The sequence below is a fragment of the Shewanella sp. FeAMO genome (genome assembly GCF_053653955.1).
Genome location: NZ_CM132201.1, coordinates 2,436,063 through 2,451,477, shown reverse-complemented (window position 1 = coordinate 2,451,477; position 15,415 = coordinate 2,436,063). Strand labels below are relative to the sequence as shown.

Below are 15,415 nucleotides of genomic sequence, written 5' to 3'. Positions count from 1 at the left end.
TCGTGCGGTAAAGATGAAGGAGTAGGACAAACATCAAACAAAAACATTATAAATTAAATGGTTATAAATGGCTGGTGCTGAGAAAGCCACAGAACTTCGGTACCGACTTTTGGCACCCAAGGGCAGCAATAGGCTTATGAGGAGATCAAAAAAGGCGCCGAAATCGGCGCCTTTTCAATCACACTCTCTGGTATAAACCCGCAGAGCTTAACGCACTTTACGATCTTCGCGCATCAAATCCGCCAGGTTCTGATAGACGGCTTCAATGGTCTCATTCGCGAGCGGTTGGTCGGCCACATCGTGCAGGCGGATCTCAGTCTGCTCTTTGTTGGCGGCACTTTCCTGCAGCAATAAACGATAGCTACCCTCTTTAAGCGCTAACTTGTTATCGCCCCACAGGGAACTCCAGAAGCCAGAGTTGTCATTCAAGTTAACGTAGAACAAACCTTTGCTTGAGTCCATGTCCACCACTTCCAAACCAAGCTCAGGCAGTACTATCCGCAGACGATCCCAAGTACGCTTGAATGGCGCATCAGCCACCCAGTAGCTCTCGCTGTCGCCGCCCTGATGCAATGACATATCAATGCCCAGACTCTGCTTGATACGGTTGGCCTTGATCATCTGCTCACGCTTGAGGCTCATATAGGCCACGGCGCTGTTGAGCATGTCTATGGTGTAACGGCGCTTATCTTCACCACTGAGCAGTACCGGCAGCTCTGAGCCGTCGTAATGCTCTTCGTGATCTATAAGGTTGATCACCAGGTTACCTGTGCGGCCATGAGGACGAACTTCGACATCGAAACGGAAACGCTGGCGCAGCTGGTAGACTTTATCGCTGCCAAACCAGGAAGAATCGAGCACCTGCTCTGTTTCAATCCAATCTGTTTCGATAGCGCCTTTATCATAATCTTCAGAGACTATGCCATAGCCTTGCTTTTGCAGATAACCCTTAACCGTGCTGAAGATCTCCTGTTTGAGATCAACACTGTTGTCGATGGACTCAACCACCACTTTGATGTTGTCGCTGCCCTCTTCCACATGGGTGCCTTCAGCCATGGGCAGCACTTGCAAAGGCGGACGAATATCGAGTTTTTCACCAACAAACTCAGCATTACTCTTGGCGCCCGCTTGCGGGATCTCAAACTCTTTACTGAACCTTGGGGTGTCCAATCCTTCCGGGATCACCAAGGGAGCTGAAGTGCCGGCTTCAACATACTCGAAGTTGCCATTGGCCTGACGACGGTCAATCGGCGTACTGCAGGCTGAAACTGCGACAACCAGCACTAAGGGGGAAACTTGCTTTAGCATTAAATTATTCAACCTCTATCCCGGCTTTTTGCATTGCGTTAAGCAACAGACCATGAAACTCCTCGGAAAGTTCAGTCAAAGGCAAACGAATTGTGCCTTCGCTGATGAGTCCCATGCGATGGGCCGCCCACTTAACCGGTATTGGGTTTGCCTCACAAAAGAGTGCACTGTACAGGCCGCTCAGGGGTTCATCCACGGCTTTTGCCTCTGCCGCTCTTCCTTGCAGCGCTGCCTCACACATGGCCTTGAACGCCTTAGGGACGATATTGTTGGCAACCGAGATCACCCCGTTGCCACCAAGGGCCAGGAATTCGCGCGCCGTGGCATCATCACCGCTGAACAGCAGAAAATCATCGCCGCAAAGCTCACGCAGCAGTTTAACCCGTGCGAGATCGCCTGTGGCTTCCTTCACCCCTATGATGTTGGGCACATCACAAAGTTGGGCAACGGTTTCCGGCTTCATGTCAACCGAAGTGCGGCCTGGAACGTTATACAGAATTTGGGGAACATCCGTACTGGCTGCAACCGCTTTATAATGGGCAACCAACCCCTTGGGAGTGGGCTTGTTGTAATAAGGTGTCACCCCCAGCATGGCAGCCACATCGAGTTTCGACAGGCCCTGGGTAAGCTCTATGGCTTCAGCGGTGGCATTGGCACCATTACCGCCTATGACGGGAATACGGCCTGCGGCAAAAGAAAGGGTTTGTGACACCACTTCGAGGTGTTCGCGAATGGGCAGAGTGGCAGATTCGCCTGTGGTACCAACTGCTACTATGGCATCGGTCCCCTGCTCGATATGAAATTCCACCAAACGCTCGAGACTTGCAAAATCCACTGAGCCATCGCCTTGCATGGGCGTAATTAAGGCTACGATGCTTCCGTTTATCATCTTATGTCCCCAAGATTTCAGGATTCGCTATGGTACTGGTGCAGCCAGCCAATGACAAGCACTGTCAGGGCTAACAAATCGAATTAGTTGTGGTAGCATGGTTGACCGCACAAAAAACTCAGCTCAAAGGGGCTGAGTTTTCGCTCTATGATACCGGAAATATGAGGAAAATTCATGACCAACTACCTGGTCGTTACCGCTATGGGGGCCGACCGTCCCGGCCTGGTCAGCAAACTGGCAAGATTAGCCAGTGATTGCGACTGTGACATAGTCGACAGCCGCATGGCGCTGTTCGGCAACGAGTTTACTCTGATTATGATGTTGTCCGGCTCCTGGGCATCCATTACCAAGATAGAAACCAGCCTTCCCAGTCTCAGTGTCGAACTTGAACTGATGACGGTAATGAAGCGCACCTCCAAGCACACGCCGCAAAATTACATCTCGCGCATTGAAGTGACTTTCAACGGTCAGGACCAGCGCGGCACCATGAAGCGCATCTCCCAGTTCCTGGCAGACAGGTCCTTGGATCTCGGTGCGGTGCGCTCCTACTCGGAAGAGCTGCCGGACGGCAGCCAGACTCAGCACGTTTTCCTGGCCATCAATATCCCGGAAAAGGTCGAATTGGATAAACTGGAAACCAGCATCCAAGCCTTGGCCGAAGAGATGTCCCTGACCTGCAACATCAAACGTATGCAGGGTATTGCGGTCCCCAAAGCCGATTGAATCCCACTCATCCCAGATAAAGATCAAAAGGATTGAACGCATGAACACCTTAAAAGCAGGCGACAAAGCGCCACTCTTCACCCTAAAAAACCAAAACGATGAAAATATTTCACTGCAAGATTGCCTGAAAAAAGGCCGGGTACTGGTGTATTTCTACCCCAAGGCGATGACGCCTGGTTGTACAGTGCAAGCCTGTGGCCTGAGAGACAGCAAGGCGGAACTGGACGAATTCAATGTAACCGTGCTTGGAATAAGCACAGATCCCGTGGCGAGACTGGGCAAGTTTATCGATAAGCATGAGCTCAACTTCACCCTGCTCAGCGATGAAGACCACGCAGTAGCCGATGCCTTCGGTGTCTGGGGCGAGAAAAAATTTATGGGCAAAGTTTATGATGGCCTGCATCGCCTGAGTTTCCTGATTGACCAGGACGGCACCATCTGCCACAGGTTCGACAAGTTCAAGACCAAAGATCATCATCAAGTGGTGCTGGACTATCTCAAGGGATAAACCCCACGGCTATTTTGCCGGCTCCTATTGCCGGCATTTACCGCATCCCCAAGCCAGAGACATTAAAAAGCCCGCAATGCGGGCTTTTGTTTTTCTGCAAGATACCTGAACTTACCTCAGAAGCCCCTTCCCTGAAAATAGGGCCACAGAATAGCCAGGGCGATTGACCACATGGTCAACCAGATAAATCTGTCCAGATAACGCCAGGCCGCGGGACGGCTGAACACGGGGGCCAGCAGGCGCGCGCCAAAGCTCAGACTAAAGAACCAGATAAAGGAAGCCAGCACGGCCCCGGCACCAAACCAGCCCCTGACCTCGGTATCGAACTGGGTACTTATGCTGCCGAGCAAAACCACTGTATCCAGATACAAGTGTGGGTTCAAAAAGCTGATCGCCAAGGTGGTGATCATCGCCTTGCGAAATGAATCCGCCGCTTCAGCATCCCCGGTCTGCAACCCCTGACTCTTGAATGAAGAGCGCAGCGCGTTGAAGCCGTACCACAGCAGGAAGGCCGCGCCGCCAAAGCTCGCCAGATGTTTGATGGCCGGCACGGCCAAGATCAACTGCCCTAGCCCGGCAACGCCAGCAGTAATCATCAGGGCGTCTATCAAAGAGCAAGTCAAGGCGATGGGAAACGGATAAGCACGTTTGATGCCTTGCTTCAACACAAAGGCGTTTTGAGCTCCCACGGCAATGATTAGACTGGCACCTATCCCCATGCCCTGAATGAAAGCGGTTTGCATAATCTCTCCAACAGCAGTTCGCCGCGATAGCCGGCGACCAATAAAAGTTTTCAATAGCGGCAGTTTACTCCCGGCAAGAAAATTAATATAACTAATGTTTTTTATTGGTCATTAGCAAAACTTATAATCGAACAAGGATTAACCCAAGGAGTTTTTATGCTGGACTACAGTCACCTCAAAGCCCTGTCTGTGGTGGTCGCTGAAGGCGGTTTTGAGCGAGCAGCCAAACGGCTGCATGTGACCCAATCGGCGGTATCACAGCGGATAAAGCAGCTTGAGGAAAGAGTGGGTCAGGCACTGCTCGTCAGGAGTAATCCCGTAGTGCCGACACCAACAGGGAAGCGGCTCTTGCGCCACTATGCCCAGGTCGAACTGCTGGAGACTGAGCTCAGAGCCGAAATGGACGCCGACGATCCGGCCATGCCCACTGTGGTGAGAATAGCGGTGAATGCCGACAGTCTGGCAACCTGGTTTCTACCGTCCATCAGCGCCATATTCGCCCGCCGTGGTTGGTTGTTGGAATTGATAGTGGATGATGAATCTTACACTCATCACCTGTTGAAAAACGGTGAGGCTGTCGGCTGCGTGACCACCTTGGGTCAAGCGATGAACGGCTGCTCCAGCGAGTTTCTCGGGGTGATGGAGTATGCCTGTGTGGCAACGCCTGAGTTTGCCGAACGTTTTTTCGACGGCTTGCCGGATACCGACTCGCTGGCCTCGGCGCCGGCAGTGGTATTCTCCACCCGCGACAAGCTGCATGAAAAGTACTTGAAGCGCTACTTCGAAATGCTGCCGGGACAATGGTGGCAACACACAGTGCCGTCATCGGAAGGCTTTTTGGAAGCGATTCTACAGGGATTGGGTTATGGCCTGGTGGGCCATCTGCAGGCCGAGCCGCTGTTGGCATCCGGGCGCTTGATTGAGTTGACACCCATGATGCGGATGCGGGTACCGCTCTACTGGCAACACTGGAACCTTAAGGCCAAGCAGACCACTCTGGTATTCAGGGCACTGGCGGCGAGCGCCAGAAACCACTTGTTGCCCGAATGAATAGCGGTTGAAAAAACACAGGCGACCATAGGCCGCCTGTGTCAGTGAACTTGAAATTTACCGCCTTATTCGGCTTGCGCCTCTAAAGCGGCTTTGGCCGCATCTGCTTCGGCGTTGGGCCAGGCGTTCAGTACAGCCTTGACCAGAGAAGCCAGCGGGATCGCGAAAAACACGCCCCAAACGCCCCAAAGGCCACCGAAGACCAACACTGCGGCTATGATGATCACCGGGTGCAAGTCCACCGCATCGGAAAACAACAAAGGCACCAGCAAGTTGCCATCCAGCGCCTGAATGATGCCGTAACCCAGCATCAGGTAACCGAACTCAGGGCTGACGCCCCACTGGAAGAAGGCAACCAGCGCAATAGGTAAGGTCACCAGGGTGGCACCGACATAAGGAATAAGCACTGAAAGCCCGGTCAACACCCCAAGCAGCGCCGCATAACGCAGATCCATCAGGGCGAAGAATACGTAACTCACTACCCCGACAATCACAATTTCAATCACCTTGCCGCGAATGTAGTTGAAGATCTGCTGATTCATCTCGAACCAAACCTTACGGGCCAGCTCACGGTTGCTGGGGAAGAAACGCTTGCTGCCGCGGATCAGTTCATCTTTATCCTTGAGAAAGAAGAACACCAGCAGAGGCACCAGGATGGCGTAAACCATCAGCACCAGCAAGGATGCCGAATAGCCGAGAAGCTGCTTGGCGATATCCAAAAGATGCTGGGTGTCGAGCAATTTTTTGAGCTCGGACACCATGGTATCGAGCTGATCTGTAGAGATAAACTGCGGATATTGCTGCGCCTGCTCCTGCAGCAGGATTATCCCCTTGTCCAGCATAGTGGGCAGGTCAGTCAGCAGCGCGGCACCCTGGCGCCAGATACTGGGGATCAGGCCGAATGACAACAAGATCATCAAGCCGATAAAGAGGATCAGCACCAAAGAGGCGGCCGCGGTGCGGCTTATCCCTACCCTTGCCATCTGTGCCACCGGCCACTCCAGCAGAAAGGCCAATACCAGAGCGACCAGCAGCGGCATCAATAAGCCACCGGCGAAATAGATGGTCAAGGCAATACCAAGCAGAATAAACAGCAGTGTCAGAGCCTGAGGATCACTGAAGCGGGCCTGGTACCAACGACTCAAATAGCTAAACATCCGGGATTCCTGTGGTGATGATGGCTGCGCCATCTTGATTATCGCTTCTTCAAGAAGCTGTGTAGTTACGTCCTGCGCTTCTACTCTGCAACGGACACCTGTAAGCGCAATACAGCAGGCTCGTCGGACTCAATCCGACAATCATAGCCCTGTTTTTTGGCAAAGCGGGGAACATCCTGCCGCGATCCCGGGTCTGAAAGCAAGAGACACAGAGTTTCACCGGGCCGCAAACGTTTCATCGCCATCTTGGCCTTGACCAGGGCTTCGGGACAACGACTCTGAGTTAAATCAATTAAAACCATGATGAGCTTGCTAAACATAAACCTCGGCTATTATCCTAAGTTGCAACTCAAACCACAAGCCAGGCAGTTATGCATTAGTGGCATACAGGAAATCTAATCAGCTTGAGTACATTGACTTTTTCCAAGTTCCGACATTCCATTCTGGCCGGTGCCACTGCTGTGTTAATTGCCACCGCCAGCCAAAGTTTCGCCAATAACGACCTGCCGGATCTCGGTACCGCCGCCGTCAACACCTTCAGTCTCGAAAAAGAGATGGTCTATGGTGACGCCTATATGCGGGTTATTCGTTCCCAGGCGCCTGTGTTATCCGATCCTGTGTTGAGCCAATATGCCACCGAACTGGGTAACAAATTGGTGGCGCATGCCACCGGGGTTAAGACCCCCTTCTATTTTTTCCTGTTGCGAAACGATGAAATCAACGCCTTTGCCTTTTTCGGCGGCCATGTAGCAATCCATACAGGCCTGTTTCTCAACGCCGACAATGAAAGTGAATTGGCCTCGGTACTGGCGCACGAAATTACCCACGTAACCCAGAGGCACCTGGCACGCTCACTCGAAGCCCAGGAGAAAGCCAGCCCGGCCACCATTGCCGGGCTGCTCGGCGCCATCTTGCTGACCATAGCAGCGCCTCAAGCCGGGATGGCAGCGCTGGCCACCACCCAGGCACTCTCGACTCAATCCAAGATTAACTATACCCGCTTGCATGAAAAAGAGGCCGACAGGATAGGCATGCAAATTCTGGTGGAGTCCGGTTTCGATCCCAACGCCTCGGCCAACTTCTTCGGCAAACTGGCGGCCCGTTACCGTTTTACCTCCAAACCGCCGCAAATGCTGCTGACTCACCCCCTGCCCGAGTCGCGGATCACCGATGCCCGTAACCGCGCGGCACAGTATCCCCACAGATATGTGGCAGACAACCTTAACTTCCACCTGGCCAAGGCCAGGATCCAGGTGCGCTTTTCCAGCTACAGCGACGATGCGGCACTGTCGCTGTTTGAAACCCAGTTAGCCAAGCACAACTATGCCTTTAAAGATGCGGCCCTCTATGGCAAGGCATTGGCACTGTTTCGCCTCAAGGACTTCAAACAATCCGAGCAGCTCATAGATCAATTGCTGGAAAAAGATCAGGACAACCTCTTCTATCTCGATACCAAAACCGATCTGCTGGTGGAGCGTAAGGATTATCAGGGCGCGATAACGATGTTGGAAGCCCAAAGACGCCTCAAACCCACCTCCCAAGTGATCAACGCCAACCTGGCCAGTGTTTATCTCGAAAGTAAACAGCCACAGCGGGCAATCCCTATTCTCGAGGACATGGCGTTTCTGGATAAGCAAAACCCCTTGCCCTATCAGTTGCTGACCGAAGCCTACAAGCAAACCGGTAACAAGGCGCTGGAACACTTCTCCAATGCCGAGTCCATGGCACTCAGGGCCGACTATAAAGGGGCTATCGATCAGCTCAACTTTGCCTACAAGGCCGCCGACGGCCAACCACTGCAGATTGCCAGAATCGAGGCCAAGATACGCCAGTTCCGTGTCGCCGACCGAGCGCTGGACGAATTGAAGAAATAATCGGCTTACACTTTGATTATGCAGGCTTTCACTGGCCCGTTAATCGGGCCACTTTTCCCTGACGTAACCGCTGATTTTTGCTATCATCGTCGCACTTTTCAGCCAAGGTAAAGAGAAAACCCATGACCCAGGTCACTATTTTCCATAATCCTCGCTGCTCCAAGAGCCGCGAAACACTGGCACTGCTGGAGTCCAAAGGCGTCGAGATCCAGATTGTCGAGTATCTGAAGCAGGTACCGGATGCTGCCACCCTCAGTGAACTGCTGGCTAAACTGGGCATCAGCGCCCGTGAATTGATGCGCACCAAGGAAGAGGAATACAAGGCTCAGGGGCTGAATAACCCGGAATTGACCGAAGCTCAATTGATTGCCGCCATGATTGCCACCCCCAAGCTGATAGAGCGCCCAATCGTCCTGGCCAACGGTAAAGCTGCCATCGGCCGCCCACCGGAAAACGTGTTGGCGATCCTGTAAATGAGCAGTCATGCGTTATTACAGATCTCACGCACAGGCTATCTGCTACTGACGGCCTTGTTGGCCTATGCCTTTATCGGTAAAGGACTCGACGGCGAATACTCGCTACTGTTCACCAGTCTTTGGCTGGTGCCCTTGCTGCTGCCGTTGCCTGGGATCCTTAAAGGTAATCCTTATACCTTTGCCTGGGCCAGCTTTATTCTCTGTCTCTATTTTTTGCACGGCTTGACCTTGCTCTATATAGCCGAGGGCAATGAATGGTGGTTTGCGCTGATTGAGAGTCTGTTGATCTCATGCTTACTGATCAGCATGCCCTTCTACGCCCGCAAGCGCGGTCGCGAATTGGGTCTGGGACTCAAGAAACGCGCCAAAGACAAAGAGTAAACCCGGATAATAGATAGGGGCCGATAATGGCTCCTTTTTTATGCTCTGTTCAGCTCTTGCTCTGCCGTCCTCGCATACTGGCATAATTTGCAACAATTTTTCCCATCTTAAGGACTATTGGTCACCCTGCTGGCCCGTGCTATAGTGCCCAAGCAATACAACCATTTTTATATAAAAAAAACAACAAATAATAACAAGCAGTCAACCAAGTGGAGTCGTGCCATGAAGATACTGCCTTACCTCCCCTTCACCTGTACTCTATTGCTCACCGCCTGTGGCGGTGGTGGCAACGATGATGGCAGCGACCTTATCCCTCCTGTCGTTACCCCACCTCCGGCCTTGTCGCGTTGTGAACAACAAAGTGAATTCGACAACCAAACCACAGCCTCTGGTCTGGTTTTTAAGCTGCAAAGCCGCTATTTAGCCGGTCAGCAAAGCAGTGTTCTGGCCACACTGGGCACGCTCAACAGCCGTAATATGCAGTTCCAGTGGCAACAGTTGTCCGGGCCCAGTGTCGATATGGACATGAATGACAGCCATGTGTTGGCCTTTGTGCCGCCGCAAAGCGGTGATTACCGCTTTCAGTTGAATGTTAGCGGCAGTGATCTCAGCCTGCAGGAAACGGTAACCCTGACAGTGATGGACGGTAGTGGCCTTAATATCCGCCAGGATCACCAAGTGGTAGAGGGCAACAATGTCAGCGTACGACTGGATAGAGTCAATGGCACTGTGGCAAACAACATCAGCTGGTGTATTGCCGCCGGACCTGAGCTCAACCTGGATCTGACCAACCCTGAACGCCCCTTATTTGTTGCGCCCGAGGTCAATCAGGACACAGGGGTGATCTTAAGAGCCAGCGCCAGTGTCAATGGCGAGACCTTAAGCGATGAAGTCAGCATACTGATAACAGATGAAGCACAAATCACCTCAGAGTACTTTGATGCGCCCATCGCCCGCACCCATGCCTACAAACGCAACTCGCCTTATGCCGAAGTGTTAAAGCGCTGCACTTATTCCAATCAGTTGAGCGCTTGCCAGCTCAGTACCCTGTCCTTGATAGGCCAAGGCGCCGGCGGCATCAGTGATAAAGAAGCGATAATGAACCGGGTACTGGTATCCCACGACTGGATGGGACGTAATTTTGAAGCCTTCCTCGATCAAATGGACACTCATGGTGACTTTGCCACCTTGCTGCAGTCTGTCACCGCAGTGGTGATAAGTTACGATGTCCGCCCCTCCTTCTACTGGGTGGTCACAGGTGCTATCTATCTGGATCCGGAAGATCTTTGGTTGACGGCAACTGAACGCGACAGTATCAATGAAGCGCCGGATTACCGTGCCGGTTTCGGTAATGAGCTGCAGTTCCTGATCCCCTGGCGTTATGTCAAAGACAACGATTATGCTTCTGTCTATCGTGATCGCAGCCAGCGCAGCAACCGCCCTATCAGCGAGTTGACAACCGATCTCTCCTCGCTGCTTTATCACGAGTTGGCCCATGCCAATGACTTTTTCCCGCGCAGTGTTCACCAAAGCCTTGAGGGACCGACTTTGCTGGATGACTATTACCGACGCACGGCGCAAAAAGCCTTGATATCGGATCAGCTCAGCAGCGCCTATCCGCTGGGCAGCACAGAGATGAGCGCCCTGGCCGGCGTGAGCTTTATGGGCCAAACAGCCACCGCCACCCAAAAGGCATATACGCCCGGGGATGTCAGTGGCTTCTTCTCCGCAGACAGAGCCAATGACTTTTACAACTACAGCACCCCCAGGGAAGATGCCGCCATGCTGTTTGAAGAAGCCATGATGAGCTACCGTCTTGGCGTGCAGCGTGATGTGGCGATTACAGACAAACCCGAAACAGTGACCGCAAACAGCATCAGGGTCGACTGGGGCCAGCGGGGACGTATCGGCGCCTCGGCCCTTAGAAACCGTACAGGCTTGGTGCTGAGCGAAATGATGCCTGAGCTCAATGCTCAGCTGCTGCTGGATAGTTTGCCGGCGCCGCTGCAGATGCAACCAGGCCTGAGCTGGGCGGCCAACCTCGGCATATCACCCACACTTATGGCGCCGAAGAGTAATGTCCAGCGTCAGCAAGGGCGTGAACAGACCCAAGTGCCGCTGCGTTTAAGTGGCGATCGCCACAAAACCCCCGTAGGGGTGAACAGACCCTGACACGCTTTTCGGTTTATTCGAGCATCAAAAAAGCGCAGCTTCAGCTGCGCTTCTTAAATGCATTTAAAATAACTAGGCTTGGACTCGACAGTCAGAGGCGCAACATCTCTTTGATAAAAGGAATGGTCAACTTACGCTGATGCACCATGGAGGCCTTGTCCAACCTGTCCAACACATCGAACAAGGTGCGCAGATCCCGGGCCAAACGATTGAGCAGAAAACGGCCCACATCTTCCGGTAATTGCAAGCCACGCATGGCGGCGCGGCGCTGCAATGCCACCAACTTTTCCTCATCGGCCATGGGTTGCAGCTGATAATTGAGCCCCCACTGCATCCTTGAGACCAGATCCGGCAAGGCAAAACCAGCATCTATGGGTGCCGCACTGCCGCTGACCACCAAAGCACAATGTTTCTGCTCGGCTACTCGGTTGTAGAGATCGAATATCGCTTCTTCCCACAAAGGGTGGCCGGCAATGGCATCGACATCATCAATACAGACAAGATCGAGCTGCTCCAAGCCTTCAAGCAAAGCGGTGGAGATACTGGCATGAATACCCAGGGGAATATAGAAGCTGCTGCGTCCCAACTCATTGGCATGAGCGCAGGCGGCGTGCATCAAGTGGGTTCGTCCCGACTTAACCGGTCCCCATAGGTAGACGGCTCCCTGGCTGCGGCCTTCGGCACAGGCCCTCAAGGTCTGGATCAGTTCATCGTTTCCTGCCGCAGGATAATAACTGTTAAAAGTCTCATCGTCCGGCAAGTGAACGGGCAGTGAAAGTTGCAAGGGTGAGTTTTGTGTCACTCAGGATCGTTCCAAATCGCAGTAAATCAAGTAATGCGGGCGCCAAGTCTAGCATGACTGGCGCCGCTGTTAAAACCTCAACGGCTGTGCCATTGGTATGGGCCTATGGGCTGGTTCACATTATCGCTGAATTCTGTGGTCTTGGATGGCTGTGGCAATGTATTCATGTCGTCATTGCCCTGCCCGCCAGCCACATCCTGAAAACCAGTCTCGGCCGAAGATAAACGTGGTTCCAGACGCAGCAGGTTTTTCAAGTCCTCTTCCGAGCCAAAAAGCTGCACACTGAAAGTGGCACTGTCACCCTGCAGAGTACTGAGACTGGCTTCACGCACCGCACTGAGTTGGTTGAGAAACGCCTCAATCTCAACCAACTGTTTCATTTGGTTGATGCCGGTAAAACGCACCTTGCTCAAAAGGCCATCGCCGGAATCGGCAATCGCGTACCGGGAAACAAAGTAATCAGACAGTGACAGCATCATCTCGGCCACGGCTTCGTCCTTACTGGCGGCCCGCCCCTGACGGCTGAGCAGAGGTTGGCCAAAAGACTGACTGACATCTGTCTTGGGATAAAGCACCAGTTGATAGCTGAATTCACTGCCGCTGGCTTCCAGTGTACCCATGGCAAAGAAGTCCGCCTGGTAACGCCCTGAAGCGGTAGCGACGGTATCTGCAAACAAACCGCGCACATCATTGACATTGATGCGCATCAGATCGTCCAGATCCATCAAAGGAAACATCAAAGGCACACCACGTTCCATCGAGGCATTGGCAAAAGCCTTGCGCTCTTCGGCGCTCGAATCATCACTGAGGATAACCCTCTCATTATTGATATCCGTGCTGAGCCAAAACAGAGTCAGGGGACGTTGTTTGCCCCAGACCGGCAAGCCGGCTTCGCGCAGCATGCTGATTATCTTGCGGTGATCGAAATTGGCCTTCAGCTTTAGCCCCTCTTCGGTATCCAGATAGCCAAACTGACTGACCATGGCATCGGCATTGGCGAGCTTGGCCTGAATTTCCGGGCTTTCGAGGGCGCTACGGGAGCCGGAGTTTTTCAAAATAACATCTTCCAATGCCTTCTTGAGCCCCTTGCTCTTCTCGGCACTGGTTCGGGATTCCACGGCTACAGTGGCTTCATCCAAACGTTTGACCTCAACAGCCTGGGCCAGAGTTGTGGCACAGAACAGGGAGAGAAAAACGACTGGCTTTATAAATGAATTCAGCATCTTTGCGACGGTAAAAAATGGTCGGAATGGCAAAAGTGTATCATATATGCCTCACTTGGCGAGCCGATGGAGATGAAAAACCTCCCGCTTCGTTCATCTGGGGTTCAGCTGTAGAATTTGTGAAAAATTTGATCTAAAACGGCAAATAGTCCCCCACGATTTACAGTGAACTGGTAATATTGGCCGGTTTAACCTAAATACGGATAAAAAAATGAAATACCTTGCCCGTCCTCTGCAAGGCGCACAGATGTTATTTGTCGCTTTCGGAGCCCTGGTGCTAATGCCGCTGCTCACCGGCCTAGATACCAGCGTAGCCCTGTTCACCGCCGGATTCGGCACCCTGTTGTTCCAGTTGATCACCAAACGTCAAATCCCTGTTTTCCTTGCTTCCTCCTTTGCTTTTATTCCACCTGTCATGTACGGCGTACAAACCTGGGGCGTCCCCGCGACCATGGGTGGCCTGATGGCTGCAGGATGCGTCTATCTTGTACTGGCCTCTGTGGTTAAACTGCGTGGCAGCGGCGTAATCATGAGACTCCTGCCTCCTGTGGTGGTGGGACCTGTGATCATCATCATAGGCCTGGGCCTGGCACCGGTTGCCGTGAATATGGCGCTCGGCAAGAGTGGTGACGGCAGTCAGGTACTTGTTGCTCAGGATACCGCCCTTATTGTTTCTCTGGCATCACTACTGACCACCATAGCCGTGGCCATCTTTGCCAAGGGACTGCTGAGGTTGATGCCGATCCTGGCCGGTATCATAGTAGGTTACGGCCTGAGTCTGTATTACGGCATAGTGGATTTCAATGTGGTACATGAGGCGGCGTGGCTGGCCATGCCCAACTTCGTTGCCCCCGAGTTCAACTGGCATGCCATTGCCTTTATGATCCCGGTTGCCATCGCCCCTGCCGTGGAACACATAGGAGATATTTTGGCTATCTCCAATGTTACCGGTAAAGATTATTTGAAAAAGCCCGGTTTGCATCGCACTCTTGCCGGTGACGGGGTCGCCACCATAGCGGCCACCGCTTTTGGCGGCCCGCCAAACACCACTTATTCTGAAGTGACGGGCGCTGTGACCCTGACCCGCAACTTCGACCCCAGAATTATGACCTGGACTGCCATTACCGCCATTTTGCTGGCCTTTGTTGGTAAACTGGGCGCCCTGATGCAGACGATTCCAGTACCTGTGATGGGCGGTATCATGTGTTTGCTGTTCGGCTCTATTGCCGCTGTGGGCCTCAACTCATTGATCAAGCATCAGGTGGATCTCAGCGAGCCCCGCAACCTCTCCATCGTTGGGGTAACATTGGTATTCGGTATCGGCGGCATGGCTTTCGGTATCGGTTCATTCAGCCTGACCGGTATCAGCCTTTGCGGTATTGTGGCCATAGTGATGAACCTGCTGCTGCCAAGCAGCAAGCCCCAAGCAGCCAAGACAGGTGACTCCCTCGCGGACTGAGCCTTATCTCATTTTGCGTAAACTTGAGTATCAAAGTACAAAGCGCCCAAAAGGGCGCTTTTTCATATTTTAAGCCACCCAAAAGGCCTTAACGACTCTTTGGCTGCTATAACGTCAGGCTCATGGGAATATCCACCATTCCCTCTCGCTCACGAACGCCATCTATACGTTTAAAACCGAATTTCAGGTAAACATTCTCGGCAGTGACGGCTGAATTAACCGTAAATTTGCCTTCATTGCCCTTGTCCAGGCATGCCTTTCTGGCCACATCCCAAAGTCGCCGTGCCAGCCCCTGACCTGCAGCATCTTCGCGAACAAACAGATGATACAGATGGCGATTTTCCCTCATGCCTACTACCCCCAGGAGCTCACCTGAATCATTGACAGCCAGATGATAACGGTAATCTCCGTTTAAATAGCCGCTGACACTGGCAGGCGACATGGAATCAAGCAGCATTGCATGAACCTGAACACCACAGGAGGGCAATACAAACTTGCGGGTTTGGGGAATAATCAGATCACTGATAGCCTGGGCATCGGCAGAATTAGCGATTCGGATACTGGTACTGCTAGTATTGGTAGCCAATTGATAACATCCTGTTTTTCGTTCTAAATAGTTAGGGTTAATACTTTATGCATGGAACGCATCT

General features: G+C 52.7%; 16 protein-coding genes. 8 read left to right on the top strand and 8 right to left on the bottom strand.

Translation table 11 applies throughout. The features are described 5' to 3' along the window. Positions 1–207: 207 nt before the first annotated feature. Entirely contained in the window at positions 208–1,308 is a 1,101-nt protein-coding gene (gene bamC, locus ACWAU4_RS10940; RefSeq protein WP_025009713.1) for an outer membrane protein assembly factor BamC, read from the bottom strand. Between the two features lie 4 nt (positions 1,309–1,312). Beyond that, positions 1,313–2,197: a 4-hydroxy-tetrahydrodipicolinate synthase gene (dapA, locus tag ACWAU4_RS10935; RefSeq protein ID WP_028779222.1), complete on the bottom strand. Its 885-nt coding sequence runs from the start codon at positions 2,195–2,197 to the stop codon at positions 1,313–1,315. A 174-nt stretch (positions 2,198–2,371) separates the two neighbouring features. On the opposite strand from dapA, the gene ACWAU4_RS10930 reads away from it, so the two are divergent. Together ACWAU4_RS10930 and bcp are read left to right on the top strand one after the other, a co-directional pair. Further along, entirely contained in the window at positions 2,372–2,920 is a 549-nt protein-coding gene (locus tag ACWAU4_RS10930; protein ID WP_025009712.1) for a glycine cleavage system transcriptional repressor, read from the top strand. A 40-nt stretch (positions 2,921–2,960) separates the two neighbouring features. Next, positions 2,961–3,428, top strand: a complete 468-nt coding sequence (gene bcp, locus ACWAU4_RS10925; protein ID WP_025889755.1) for a thioredoxin-dependent thiol peroxidase — start codon at positions 2,961–2,963, stop codon at positions 3,426–3,428. Between the two features lie 116 nt (positions 3,429–3,544). Here the strand turns inward: bcp and ACWAU4_RS10920 are convergent, their stop codons facing one another. Then, the gene (locus ACWAU4_RS10920; RefSeq protein ID WP_025009710.1) at positions 3,545–4,171 is read right to left on the bottom strand and encodes a LysE/ArgO family amino acid transporter; all 627 of its coding nucleotides are present in this window, start codon (positions 4,169–4,171) and stop codon (positions 3,545–3,547) included. 156 nt (positions 4,172–4,327) lie between these two features. On the opposite strand from ACWAU4_RS10920, the gene ACWAU4_RS10915 reads away from it, so the two are divergent. Next, complete coding sequence (locus ACWAU4_RS10915) at positions 4,328–5,221, top strand: LysR family transcriptional regulator ArgP (RefSeq protein WP_025009709.1); 894 nt, start codon at positions 4,328–4,330, stop codon at positions 5,219–5,221. Positions 5,222–5,286: 65 nt separating this feature from the next. Here ACWAU4_RS10915 and ACWAU4_RS10910 read toward each other — a convergent pair whose 3' ends face one another. Together ACWAU4_RS10910 and ACWAU4_RS10905 are read right to left on the bottom strand one after the other, a co-directional pair. Continuing rightward, positions 5,287–6,378: an AI-2E family transporter gene (locus tag ACWAU4_RS10910; protein WP_044734452.1), complete on the bottom strand. Its 1,092-nt coding sequence runs from the start codon at positions 6,376–6,378 to the stop codon at positions 5,287–5,289. A gap of 80 nt (positions 6,379–6,458) precedes the next feature. After that, complete coding sequence (locus ACWAU4_RS10905) at positions 6,459–6,680, bottom strand: sulfurtransferase TusA family protein (RefSeq protein WP_025009707.1); 222 nt, start codon at positions 6,678–6,680, stop codon at positions 6,459–6,461. A gap of 102 nt (positions 6,681–6,782) precedes the next feature. Here ACWAU4_RS10905 and bepA point away from each other — a divergent pair, with 102 nt between their 5' ends. The 4 genes from bepA to ACWAU4_RS10885 all read left to right on the top strand — a co-directional run bounded on the left by bepA (position 6,783) and on the right by ACWAU4_RS10885 (position 11,281). Further along, entirely contained in the window at positions 6,783–8,252 is a 1,470-nt protein-coding gene (gene bepA / locus ACWAU4_RS10900; protein ID WP_051472599.1) for a beta-barrel assembly-enhancing protease, read from the top strand. A 122-nt stretch (positions 8,253–8,374) separates the two neighbouring features. After that, positions 8,375–8,725: an arsenate reductase (glutaredoxin) gene (gene arsC, locus ACWAU4_RS10895; protein ID WP_025009706.1), complete on the top strand. Its 351-nt coding sequence runs from the start codon at positions 8,375–8,377 to the stop codon at positions 8,723–8,725. Beyond that, on the top strand, positions 8,726–9,109 hold the full coding sequence (locus ACWAU4_RS10890) for a DUF2069 domain-containing protein (RefSeq protein ID WP_071237658.1): 384 nt from the start codon (positions 8,726–8,728) through the stop codon (positions 9,107–9,109). Between the two features lie 222 nt (positions 9,110–9,331). Next, the gene (locus ACWAU4_RS10885) at positions 9,332–11,281 is read left to right on the top strand and encodes a PKD domain-containing protein (protein ID WP_208125995.1); all 1,950 of its coding nucleotides are present in this window, start codon (positions 9,332–9,334) and stop codon (positions 11,279–11,281) included. A gap of 91 nt (positions 11,282–11,372) precedes the next feature. Here ACWAU4_RS10885 and hda read toward each other — a convergent pair whose 3' ends face one another. Both hda and ACWAU4_RS10875 read right to left on the bottom strand, forming a co-directional pair. Continuing rightward, positions 11,373–12,083: a DnaA inactivator Hda gene (gene hda, locus ACWAU4_RS10880; protein ID WP_025009703.1), complete on the bottom strand. Its 711-nt coding sequence runs from the start codon at positions 12,081–12,083 to the stop codon at positions 11,373–11,375. A 77-nt stretch (positions 12,084–12,160) separates the two neighbouring features. After that, a complete protein-coding gene (locus tag ACWAU4_RS10875) occupies positions 12,161–13,306 on the bottom strand; it encodes a DUF2066 domain-containing protein (RefSeq protein ID WP_144130945.1) in 1,146 nt (381 codons plus the stop codon). 211 nt (positions 13,307–13,517) lie between these two features. On the opposite strand from ACWAU4_RS10875, the gene ACWAU4_RS10870 reads away from it, so the two are divergent. After that, entirely contained in the window at positions 13,518–14,765 is a 1,248-nt protein-coding gene (locus tag ACWAU4_RS10870) for a uracil-xanthine permease family protein (protein ID WP_101058811.1), read from the top strand. A gap of 106 nt (positions 14,766–14,871) precedes the next feature. Here the strand turns inward: ACWAU4_RS10870 and ACWAU4_RS10865 are convergent, their stop codons facing one another. Beyond that, positions 14,872–15,351 (bottom strand): GNAT family N-acetyltransferase, encoded by a 480-nt coding sequence (locus tag ACWAU4_RS10865; RefSeq protein ID WP_037436570.1) that lies wholly within the window; start codon positions 15,349–15,351, stop codon positions 14,872–14,874. Positions 15,352–15,415: the final 64 nt, after the last annotated feature.